This window comes from Arthrobacter sp. MDT2-3, from assembly GCF_059090465.1.
Genome location: NZ_JBNHFS010000005.1, coordinates 347,309 through 358,549 on the forward strand (window position 1 = coordinate 347,309; position 11,241 = coordinate 358,549).

General features: G+C 66.5%; 9 protein-coding genes and 1 pseudogene. 3 read left to right on the forward strand and 7 right to left on the reverse strand.

Translation table 11 applies throughout. From position 1 onward, the window contains the following. Position 1 precedes the first annotated feature (1 nt). From alaS to AC5RUQ_RS16705, 5 genes are all read right to left on the reverse strand, one after another. On the reverse strand, positions 2-2,680 hold the full coding sequence (gene alaS / locus AC5RUQ_RS16685) for an alanine--tRNA ligase (RefSeq protein WP_493948431.1): 2,679 nt from the start codon (positions 2,678-2,680) through the stop codon (positions 2-4). 124 nt (positions 2,681-2,804) lie between these two features. Beyond that, complete coding sequence (locus AC5RUQ_RS16690) at positions 2,805-3,047, reverse strand: hypothetical protein (protein WP_240341793.1); 243 nt, start codon at positions 3,045-3,047, stop codon at positions 2,805-2,807. A gap of 17 nt (positions 3,048-3,064) precedes the next feature. After that, positions 3,065-3,439: a DUF948 domain-containing protein gene (locus AC5RUQ_RS16695; protein ID WP_050054932.1), complete on the reverse strand. Its 375-nt coding sequence runs from the start codon at positions 3,437-3,439 to the stop codon at positions 3,065-3,067. 146 nt (positions 3,440-3,585) lie between these two features. After that, on the reverse strand, positions 3,586-4,212 hold the full coding sequence (gene rpsD / locus AC5RUQ_RS16700; RefSeq protein ID WP_066276228.1) for a 30S ribosomal protein S4: 627 nt from the start codon (positions 4,210-4,212) through the stop codon (positions 3,586-3,588). Between the two features lie 170 nt (positions 4,213-4,382). After that, positions 4,383-5,789 (reverse strand): replication-associated recombination protein A, encoded by a 1,407-nt coding sequence (locus AC5RUQ_RS16705; protein ID WP_493948432.1) that lies wholly within the window; start codon positions 5,787-5,789, stop codon positions 4,383-4,385. A gap of 70 nt (positions 5,790-5,859) precedes the next feature. Here AC5RUQ_RS16705 and AC5RUQ_RS16710 point away from each other — a divergent pair, with 70 nt between their 5' ends. Next, positions 5,860-6,534, forward strand: coding sequence for an acVLRF1 family peptidyl-tRNA hydrolase (locus AC5RUQ_RS16710; RefSeq protein ID WP_493948433.1), 675 nt, complete (start codon positions 5,860-5,862; stop codon positions 6,532-6,534). Positions 6,535-6,584: 50 nt separating this feature from the next. Here the strand turns inward: AC5RUQ_RS16710 and AC5RUQ_RS16715 are convergent, their stop codons facing one another. Both AC5RUQ_RS16715 and aspS read right to left on the reverse strand, forming a co-directional pair. Further along, positions 6,585-7,370 (reverse strand): GNAT family N-acetyltransferase, encoded by a 786-nt coding sequence (locus AC5RUQ_RS16715; protein ID WP_493948434.1) that lies wholly within the window; start codon positions 7,368-7,370, stop codon positions 6,585-6,587. A 73-nt stretch (positions 7,371-7,443) separates the two neighbouring features. Beyond that, a complete protein-coding gene (gene aspS / locus AC5RUQ_RS16720) occupies positions 7,444-9,222 on the reverse strand; it encodes an aspartate--tRNA ligase (RefSeq protein WP_493948435.1) in 1,779 nt (592 codons plus the stop codon). Between the two features lie 108 nt (positions 9,223-9,330). Here aspS and AC5RUQ_RS16725 point away from each other — a divergent pair, with 108 nt between their 5' ends. Then, on the forward strand, positions 9,331-10,599 hold the full coding sequence (locus tag AC5RUQ_RS16725) for an APC family permease (protein ID WP_493948436.1): 1,269 nt from the start codon (positions 9,331-9,333) through the stop codon (positions 10,597-10,599). A 47-nt stretch (positions 10,600-10,646) separates the two neighbouring features. Then, a pseudogene (locus AC5RUQ_RS16730) lies at positions 10,647-11,241 on the forward strand (HNH endonuclease); the annotation flags it as partial.

Genomic DNA, 11,241 nt, shown 5'->3' on the forward strand with positions numbered 1-11,241 from the left:
TTTATCGCCCTGAAATGGCGTCCACGACGGCTGCGAGGGCCGGGGCCACCTTACCGGCGTCCGTCCCGCCGCCCTGGGCGACGTCGTCCTTGCCACCACCACCGCCGCCGAGGATGCCTGCGGCGAGCCGTACCAAGGCACCTGCCTTAACGCCGGCTTCCCGTGCGGCCTCGTTCGTGGCGACCAGGACCATGGGGCGGTCATTCGCGACGCCGGCAACAGCCACCGTAGCGGCAGCGGAACCCAAGCGGTTCCGCAGGTCCAGAGCCAGGCCGCGGAGGTCGTCCGCGCCACTGACCTGCCCGGCGTCGTGCGCAATCACGCTGACCCCGGAGGCATCCTTGGCGCTGTTGACGAGCTGGGCGGCGGAAGCAGCCAGTTGTTCCTTGCGGAGCCTGTCGAGCTCCTTCTCGGTAGCCTTGAGCTTGGCGAGGGTGGCGGCGATTCTGTCGGCCAGCTGGCCGGAGGGAACCTTGAGCAGGTCGGTCAGCTCGGTCACCAGGGCACGCTCGGCGGCAAGGTGGCGGAATGCATCCATGCCAACAAAGGCCTCAACGCGCCGGTTTCCGGAGCCGACTGACTGTTCGCCCAGGAGCGAGAGGCTGCCGATCAGCGAGGTGTTGGCCACGTGTGTTCCGCCGCAGAGCTCACGGGACCACGCGCCGTCGATCTCCACCACGCGGACTTCGCTGCCGTAGTTCTCCCCGAAGAGGGCCATGGCGCCCAGGGCCTTGGCCTCCGCCAGTCCCATCACCTTGGTCTCCACAGCGTAGTTGTTCCGGATGGCGAGGTTGGAGACCTCTTCAATCTCCGAACGGGTGGCGGTGCTCAGGCCCTCGCCCCAGGCGAAGTCGAAGCGCAAGTAGCCGGCCTTGTTGTAGGACCCGCGCTGGGTGGCTTCCGGCCCCAGGATCTGGTGCAGTGCGGCGTGCACGATGTGCGTGCCCGTGTGTGCCTGCTCGGCAGCGTGGCGGCGTTCGCGGTCGACGGCGGCACGCACCACCGAGTCTGCGCCGATTTCGCCTTCCCGGACAATCGCCTTGTGGACGCTCAGGCCCTTGAGGGGCCGCTGGACGTCGAGGACCTCGACGACGAACCCGTCACCGGTAATCAGGCCGGTGTCGGCGGCCTGGCCGCCTGCCTCTGCGTAGAACGGGGTCTCGGAGAGCACGAGCTCGATCTCGTCACCCGTGGAAGCCTGCTGCACCGGCTGTCCTCCGGTGAGGATGCCCCGGACGCGGGATTCGCCGTCGAGCTCCGTGTAACCAGTGAAGACCGTCTCGCCCTGGGCCAGAATCTCCTGGAAGGCACTCAGGTCAGCGTGGCCGCCCTTCTTGCCCTTCGCGTCAGCCTGGGCGCGCTTGCGCTGCTCCTGCATGAGGCTGCGGAAGGCTGCCTCATCCACCTGGAGCCCGGCCTCCTCGGCCATTTCAAGCGTGAGATCGATGGGGAAGCCATAGGTGTCGTGCAGGGCGAAGGCATCGGCGCCGGAAAGCGGCTTGTTGGCAGCCTTGGATTCCTTGACGGCATCCTCAAGGCGGGCGGTGCCGGAGGCGATGGTGCGCAGGAACGCCTTTTCTTCGGCGTAGGCGATGCGGCTGATGCGCGCAAAGTCGGTGTCCACCACCGGGTAGACACCCTTCATGGCGTCCCGCGAGGCCGGCAGCAGCTCCGGCAGGCAGGCCTGCTCCACGCCCAGGAGGCGCATCGAACGCACCGCACGGCGGATGAGCCGGCGCAGGACGTAGCCGCGGCCCTCGTTGGAGGGGGTCACTCCGTCGGAGATCAGCATCAGTGCCGAGCGGATGTGATCGCCCACCACGCGCATACGCACGTCATCCGTGTGGTGCGGATCATCCGGTGTTTCAGCGGACGTGTATTCCTTGCCGGAGAGCTCGGCAGCTTTGTCGATGACGGGACGGACCTGGTCGGTCTCGTACATGTTCTCGACGCCCTGGAGGATCATGGCCAGGCGCTCCATGCCAAGGCCCGTATCGATGTTGCGCTTGGGCAGTTCGCCCACAACATCGAAGTCTTCCTTGGAACGGACGTTTTCGATCTGGTACTGCATAAACACGAGGTTCCAGATCTCGATGTACCGGGTCTCGTCAGCCAGCGGGCCGCCCTCCACGCCATATGCGGGGCCGCGGTCGTAGTAGATCTCCGAGCACGGACCGGCCGGACCTGGCTGGCCAGTGTGCCAGTAGTTGTCGGACTTGCCCATTTTCTGGATGCGCTCGGCCGGAACGCCGGTGTTCTTCAGCCAGAGTTCCTTGGCTTCGTCGTCCTCTTCGTAAACCGTCACCCACAGCAGTTCGGGCGCGAGGCCGTAGCCGCCGTCGTCCACGCTCGTGGTGAGCAGTTCCCAGGCGAACTTGATGGCGTCTTCCTTGAAGTAATCGCCAAAGGAAAAGTTTCCGCACATCTGGAAGAAGGTGCCGTGCCGTGCGGTCTTACCCACTTCCTCGATGTCACCGGTGCGGATGCACTTCTGCACGCTCGTGGCGCGGGAGTAGGGCGGTTCTTCGCGCGCCGTGAGGTACGGAATGAACGGAACCATGCCGGCAACCGTGAACAGCAGCGAGGGGTCGCTGGAGACCAGCGATGCGGAGGGGACCGCGGTGTGGCCCTTGCTGACAAAAAAGTCCACCCAGCGCTTAGTGATCTCCTGCGACTTCATGAGCTGTTTACTTACCCTTCTTGGTCCGCGCACATGCGCGGAAGTTCGTTCGCTTGGCAGTTCCGTAGGCACGGTTGCTGCCGGTTGGTTCTGAGGTGCCGTGGCCGGGCTGCGGCCTGCCGGGTCAGCGGCGGACCAGTTCTCCGGAGTCCACGCCGAGGGCGGCGCGGAGGTCTGTTTCCCGTTCACGCATTCCGTCCCGGATAGCGTCCGCGAAGTCGTAGACCCCGTCGGCCAGCCGGCCCACAGCCCGGTTAAGGCCCTGCGGCCCAAGCGTGGACTGCATGGTGGCCTGTGCTTCGGTGACTTTGCGGAAGGCGATGACTCCGATCGCCACGCCGATTCCCATCCAGACAAGTCGTTTCATTTAAAGTTCTCCGGAGTTCAGCGGCTACGGCGGCCGGCAGCGGGTTTCTTGCGGTTGGCCAGCGCGGTGCGGACGCCGTAGCTGAACGCTGCCACCTTGATGAGCGGCGAACCAACGGTGGCGGCCACCAGCGAGGACAGTGCCGACAAGTTCGCTGACGCGTCAGAGACGTTGGAGGAGATCCCATCCACCTTCTTCAGCTGCTGGTTGGTGGTGGACACGGTGGCCGTGACCTCGTCCATCAGGGGCGTGGCACCGTCGCTCAGGGACCTGATGGAGGTGCGGACCTCGTCAAGGACTTTGCCCAGCTTCAGGATGGGCACGGCAAGCAGCAACACCAGGAGCGCAAACACTCCGGCAGCGATCAGGCCGGCAATATCGCCACCAGACATAGACGTTCATCTCCTCGAAATTCTGTGGTTCGTTCCACCTGGCGGATGCGTCGTGAAGCGCATTCCCGCAGATGTCCCCCAAGTACCTTACATACAAAGAAGCCCGCGGCGCTTGCCACGGGCTTCTTTGGATACGCTGCTGGAATTTAGCGTGCGTAGAATTCGACGACCAGCTGCTCTTCGCAGGTCACGGGGACCTCGGAGCGCTTGGGACGGCGGACCAGGCGTGCCTGGAGGGCTTCCAGCTTGACGTCCAGGTATGCCGGAACGGCGGGCAGGACGTCGCGGTGGGCGCCTGCTGCTGCAACCTGGAGCGGAACCATGGTTTCGCTGCGGCTGTGGACGTGGACCAGCTGGCCCTCGCCGACGCGGAACGACGGGCGGTCAACGCGGACGCCGTCAACCATGATATGGCGGTGCACAACCAGCTGGCGGGCCTGGGCGATGGTGCGCGCGAAGCCGGCACGCAGGACCAGGGCGTCAAGACGCATTTCGAGCAGTTCGATGAGGTTTTCACCGGTCAGGCCCTTGGTCCGGCGGGCTTCTTCGAAGGCACGGGTCATCTGTGCTTCGCGGATGCCGTACTGGGCGCGCAGGCGCTGCTTTTCGCGCAGACGTACGGCGTAGTCGGAGTCCTGCTTCTTGCGGGCACGGCCATGCTCACCGGGGCCGTACGGGCGGCGCTCCATGTACTTGGCGGCCTTGGGGGTCAGAGCGATGCCGAGGGACCGCGAGAGGCGGGCCTGACGGCGAGCACGAGTGTTGTTAGCCACTTGTGTCCTTCCAATATCTGCGGTGTGTCAGTGTTACTGGCCTCCACGATGGAGAGCATCGGCCAACCGCTGCCTTTTGCTACTGGGCGCAGGCATAACCTTCTCAACGTAAAATTGGGGAGATTGTGCGTCCGCGCCTTGCCAGACAAACATCTATCCTACCACGGCGCCTACTGGCCCCGGACGATCTTCCGCAGCCGTTCCAGCCGCACAGCAATGTCCCGCTCTGCGCCGTTGGCGGTGGGCTGGTAGTAGTCCCTTCCCACCAGGTCATCGGGCGGGTACTGCTGGGTGGCTACTCCGTGGGGAGCGTCGTGGGCGTACTTGTAGCCAAGGCCGTGGCCCAGCTGCTTGGAACCCGGGTAGTGCGCGTCCCGGAGGTGGGAGGGGATGCCGTTCCCCAGCCCTGCCCGCACATCGGAGATGGCCTTGTTGATGCCCATGTACGCGGCGTTGGACTTTGGCGCCGTGGCCAGGTGCACCACGGCTTCGGCCAGGATGATCCGCCCCTCGGGCATGCCGATGAGTTGCACGGCCTGGGCTGCGGCCACGGCCGTCTGCAGGGCAGTGGGATCAGCCATCCCCACATCCTCGGCGGCCGAGATCACAATCCGGCGGGCAACGAACCGCGGGTCCTCCCCCGCTTCGAGCATCCGCGCCAGGTAGTGCAGGGCGGCGTCCACATCGGATCCGCGGATGGACTTGATGAAGGCACTGGCCACGTCATAGTGCTGGTCGCCGGCCCGGTCGTAGCGGACAGCGGCAACATCCAGCGCGCGCTCGGTGTGCTTCAGCTCCACCTTCACCAGGCCCTCGCCGGCGTCGTCCGCGTCCCCGAACGCAACACCCGCCGCCGCCTCCAGCGCCGTCAAGGCACGCCGGGCATCGCCGCCGGAGAGCCGGACAAGGTGCGCCAGGGCTTCGTCGGCGAGCTCCACCTTCCCCGCCAGGCCACGGGCGTCCGCAACCGCCCGCTCCAGCAGCCCTTCGATGTCGGCGTCAGTTAGCGGCTTGAGGGTCAGCAGCAGGGAGCGGGACAGGAGCGGCGACACCACGGAAAACGACGGGTTCTCGGTTGTGGCCGCCACCAGTACCACCCAGCGGTTTTCGACGCCGGGCAACAGGGCATCCTGCTGGGCCTTGTTGAAGCGGTGGATCTCATCGAGGAACAGGACGGTGGTGGTTTTGTACAGGTCGCGTGCCGTCAGGGCCTCATCCATCACGCGTCGCACGTCCTTCACCCCGGCCGTAATGGCCGAAAGTTCCACGAACTTCCGTCCCGGTCCCCTGGCGATCACGTGCGCGAGCGTGGTCTTCCCGGTTCCGGGAGGACCCCACAGGATCAGCGAGCTGGGCCCTGCCGGCCCGGCCGCATCCGCTCCCGCGGCGAGTTGCCTCAGGGGCGAGCCCTGGCCCAGCAGGTGCTGCTGACCTACAACCTCATCGACCGTCCGTGGGCGCATCCGCACGGCGAGCGGGCTCCGCGGCTTTGCGCTCCCGCTGGAGACGGTGCTGTCGGCGGCAACGGGACCGTCGTCGTCATCATTGCCGGGCCCGTGCCCAAAGAGATCTTCCACATAGATAGGCTACTTCCAGTTCACCCATGGCTTCCCCTGAAGCCGCAGCCGCTCAGCGAAGGATGCCAGCATGTCCGCACGTACCTCCGCCGGCGGGCAGCGGCAGCCCTCCGTCCGCACGGCCTACGTCACGGGCAGCCGCCTGCCCGGCTGGACGGAGAGGTTCGGCGCGGCGCACGGCGGGTTCCAGATGCGGGATGACGACGACGGCCTGCACCTTCTTGCTGGTGACGGCGCCGAAGCGCTCCTGCAGGCGCCCTGGCCCATCGACGGCAGGCCGGGCCGCGGCGCCGACGCGCTGGAACGGCTCGCCTCCCTCGCGTCACAGCCACGCCGGCTCGGCCTTCTGCTGGTCCGGCGTGGAGGTTACGGGGTTGCGGTGGTCAGTGAGGGCGTGCCCTTGGCTTCGAAGGTCGGCTCCACCTACGTGCAGTCCCGGACCGCCGCGGGCGGCCAGTCCCAGCAACGGTTCGCGCGGCGGCGGTCCAACCAGGCGGACGCACTCGTGGACGCTGTAGCCGAACAGGCCCGCCGGGTATTCAGCGGTGAGCCGTTTGAGTATATGGTTCCCGGCGGCGACCGGGCGTTGGCGGGCTTTGTCCTCGACCACCCGGCCCTGAAGGACTATGCCGGGCTGCCCCGCCTGGCCTGCCTTGACGTTCCGGACCCCAAGGCCGCTGTGCTGAAGAAGGCGGCAGCGGACGCCTGCTCGGTTCGGATCCAGGTCAGCGACCCGCCCGCGTAGGCTCCGTGTCTGAAACCGGACGGAACGGCCGCTGGACTGGCGCTAACGCTTCAGCAGCCCGTCAGGGCGCGCCGGGGCCGCTGCTGGCGGTAGAGGTAGCGGCCCGACTCCTCGAACCCGGCCTGACGGTACAGCTGCTGGGCTGCTTCGTTGGCCGCCGTGACCAGCAACCAGGTGCTGGTAAGGCCGCGGGCGTCCCCTTCGGACAGGAGCGCCTGCAGCACCGCCGAAGCGTAGCCGCGCCTCCGGTGGGACGGCGGGGTTGCCATGCAGTAGATGCCGCCGGTTCCCTCCACCAGGGCGAGGCGCCCGACAGCGGCCGGCACGCCGTCGTCATCCCTCACTAAGGCGTAGAGGGACGGGCACCCGGCCAATATGGTTCTCGCAATCTCCCGTTCGGCCTGGCCGCCCCGGCCGTCCACGCGCCACCAAAGGTCCAGCCATTCCTCTTCCGGCTGGTCTCGGAACTCAACCCTCCCAGCTGCCGCCGGACTCGGAGGGTCAACACCAGCCGGCCGGGCCATAACGAGCGTCTCGGACTGCCGGGTGAAGCCCTGCTCGTCCAAATGGTCGTTCAGCGCGGCGTTGGCAGGTGTATCCGTTATCTGGAAGATCAGGGGAAGACGCCGCTTCCGGTACCACTGAACCGCCTCGCGCAGCGCGGCCCGGGGCTCCGCGGCGGACTCCCGCGGCCACACCGAGTTGGCTCGCTGGGTGACCCCGGCGGCAGCCCGGAGGACCCACTCCCCCGTGTCGTAACGCTCGACGGCGGGCCAGGCAGCATCCATGAGCGTTTCGAAGGCGCGGGTTTGGTGACCGGGGAGGCTGTGGGCCACAAGGACTCCTGTCTGCGTAAAAGCCTGAAGGCCCTCCCTTCCAGGGAGAGCCTTCAGTTGGATCAGTGGTGCTTTACTTGCCTTCTCCCGGTTTGGCCTCCGGCTTGAAGTCCACGCCGGCTTCCTTGCGCTGCTGCGGCGTGATCGGGGCCGGGGCCGCCGTCAGGGGATCGTAACCGTTGCCGGTCTTTGGGAAGGCAATAACGTCGCGGATGGACTCCACGCCGGCCAGCAATGCCACCACACGGTCCCAGCCGAAGGCGATGCCGCCGTGCGGAGGGGCGCCGTACTTGAAACCCTCCAGCAGGAAGCCAAACTTGGTCTGGGCATCCTCGCGGTCGAGGCCCATCAGTTCGAAGACGCGTTCCTGGACATCGCGCTCGTGGATACGGATGGAACCGCCGCCGATTTCATTGCCGTTGCAGACGATGTCGTAGGCGTAGGACAGGGCGGACTCCGGATCCTGGTCGAACGTGTCCAGGAACTCGGGCTTGGGTGAAGTGAAAGCGTGGTGCACAGCCGTCCACTTGCCGGCCCCGACGGCCACATCCCCGGACGCCACCGCTGCTGCGGCGGGTTCGAACATGGGCGCGTCCACTACCCAGCAGAAAGCCCAGGCCTTGGGGTCGATCAGGCCGGTGCGGTGCCCGATTTCGACGCGGGCAGCACCGAGAAGGGCGCGGGCGGCTGACTTCTCGCCGGCCGCGAAGAAGATGCAGTCGCCGGGCTTGGCGCCCACGGCATCCGCGAGGCCTGCGCGCTCGGTGTCGGTCAGGTTCTTGGCAACCGGGCCGGCGAGCTCGCCGTCTTCCTTGAACAGGACATAGGCAAGGCCCTTGTGCCCGCGCTGCTTGGCGAATTCCTGCCAGCCGTCCAGCGTGCGGCGGGGCTGGGAGGCACCGCCCGGCATCACCACGGCGCCCACATACGGGGCCTTGAAGACACCGAAGTTGGTGTCCTTGAAGAACTCAGTGAGCTCGGTCAGCTCCACGCCGAAGCGGAGGTCGGGCTTGTCCGAGCCGTACCGGGCCATGGCGTCCGCGTAGGTGATGCGCTGGATAGGCGTCGGGATCTCGACGTCGATCAGCTTCCACAGTGCCTTGACGATGTTTTCGCCGAGGGCAATGATGTCGTCCTGGTCCACGAAGCTGGCTTCAATGTCCAGCTGGGTGAATTCCGGCTGGCGGTCGGCGCGGAAGTCCTCGTCGCGGTAGCAGCGGGCGATCTGGTAGTACTTCTCGAAGCCGCCCACCTGCAGGAGTTGCTTGAAAAGCTGCGGTGACTGCGGCAGGGCGTACCACGAACCCGGGGCCAGGCGGGCGGGGACCACGAAGTCCCGGGCGCCTTCCGGCGTCGAACGGGTCAGAGTGGGGGTTTCAACCTCCACGAAGCCATCCTGGTGCAGCAGCTCACGGGCCACGCGGTTTGCCTCGGACCGCAGCCGGAGGTTGCGGGCGGGGCCGGGCCGGCGCAGGTCCAGGTAGCGGTGCTTCAGGCGTGCTTCCTCGCCCACCTCAACGTGCTCGTCGATCTGGAACGGGAGCGGCTCGGAGGTGTTGAGGATGACCACCTTGTCCGCCATGACCTCGATCCCGCCGGTGGCCAGCGCCGGGTTCTCATTACCCTCAGGCCGCTTGGAGACGGTGCCGGTGACCTGCAGGACATACTCGTTGCGCAGGCCGTGGAAAACTTCTTCCTCGCGGACCACAACCTGTGCCACGCCGGAAGCGTCGCGCAGGTCCACGAAAGCCACACCACCGTGATCACGACGGCGGCCCACCCAGCCAGCGAGGGTTACGGTTTGTCCAATGTGCTCGGAACGAAGGGATCCGAGGTCATGTGTGCGCAGCACAGCACGCCTTTCTGCGGGGTAACACGGGAAGTCATACGGAAAGTTAAATAGGATCGTCCGGGGAACGATTCCGTTCGAGTTTACCCGCTGCAAAGGGACTGTCACCGCATGAGCGCGCACCAGCAACTGCATCGAAGGCTTGGCACCTTCGATGCCACCGTTATCGGCCTTGGCTCCATGCTGGGCGCGGGAGTGTTCGTGGTCTTCTCCCCCGCCGCCGCGTTGGCGGGAAATTTGCTGGTCCTATCGGTGGTCATTGCCGGGGGCGTTGCGTACTGCAACGCGGTCGCATCAGCTGCCCTGGCAGCGAAGTATCCCACCAGCGGAGGGACGTACGTCTACGGCCGCAAACAGCTCGGTGAGTGGCCGGGGTTCCTCGCCGGTTGGGGCTTCGTCACCGGAAAAACCGCCTCGTGCGCAGCGATGGCGCTGACATTCGGCAGTTATGTTGCCGGTGCCTATGCAGTGCCGGTGGCCATCGCGGCGGTGGTGGCGTTGACCGCAGTCAACTTGCTGGGAATCACCCGGACGGCACTGCTGACCCGCATCCTGCTGTGCGTGGTGCTGGCCACCCTGGTGTTTGTGGCCGTTGCGGCGATTGTGGGGCCGCACCCGGCAGCGGAAGGACCTCTGACGGCTTCCTCGGGCGGACCCGGGGGTGTGTTGCCAGCTACCGGACTGCTGTTCTTCGCCTTCGCAGGTTACGCCCGGATTGCCACGCTGGGCGAGGAAGTCAAGGACCCGTCCCGCTCCATCCCGAAGGCCATCCTGGCCGCACTGTCTGCCGCCTTCGTCATTTACCTGGCACTGGCACTGCTGCTGCTCAACCACCTTCCCGGCGGAGAATTGGCGGGTACACACACCCCGCTGCTGGAAGCGGTCCTGCAGTCACGGCTGGCAGCCGGTGCGCCGTTGGTGCAGGCGGGGGCGGCGGCTGCGTGCCTCGGAGCGCTCCTTGCCCTCATTACCGGCGTGGGACGCACCGCTTTGGCCATGGCACGCGAACGGGACCTTCCCCGGCAGCTGGCCCGGGTGGGCGGAAAGCACTTTGTTCCGTACGCTGCCGAAGTCGCCGTTGCTGCGGTCGTTATCCTGCTCCTGCTGACCACCGACGTCATGACTGTGGTGGGCTTTTCAAGTTTCGGCGTGCTCCTGTACTACGCGGTGGCCAACGCCTCCGCCTACACGCTGGCATCGCACCCCGGGTACGCACCCAGGTGGCTCAACGCAGTGGGTTTCCTGGCCTGCCTTTTGTTGGCCTTCACCCTTCCACCGGCCTCGGTGCTCACCATGACGGCGGTCCTGGCCACCGGTGTGGCGGGGCGCTGGCTGGTGCTGCGGCTACGGCTGCGGGCGCGGCGAAAGTTATCCACATAGCTCCTCGGGCATCTGTTTTTGCCGCGCCCGGCTGGAAGACTTTGGCCATGGGAGCAACACGGTCGTCGGCAACCCGGGGTCAGGAAGCGACTCAAGCAAAGGGAAGTTCCCGTGGTCCCCGGGTTGCTGATGCCGTGCGCACCGTGGCATCCATCCGTCCCGCGCCTGATAGTGCGGGAATGATTGACCAGCTGCGTGAACTGGAGGATCTGAAGGGGGCCGCCGCTGCAAAGCAGGCCAGGATCGCTGTGGCCTACGGCCTCGCGAGGAGACAAGAACAGGCCGCAGCGGATGTCCCGGCTGCCGGGGTGGGAGCGGAAATCGCCTTCGCCCGCCGGGAGTCCCCTGTCAGGGGCGGCAGGCTGCTGGGCTTGGGGAAAGCCCTGGTCACCGAGATGCCCCACACCCTCGCCGCTCTCGAGTCCGGGCAGCTGAACGAGTGGCGAGCCACCCTGGTCGTAAAAGAAACAGCCTGCCTGTCCGCCGAGGACCGGGCCGCCGTGGACGAGGAAATCGCCGCCGATACCGGGACCCTCGACGGAGCCGGGGACCGGGCCATCACCGGCGCCGTCCGTGCCGCAGCGTACCGGCGGGACCGCCAGTCTGTCGCGAAGCGGGCTTCCCATGCCGTCTCAGAGCGAA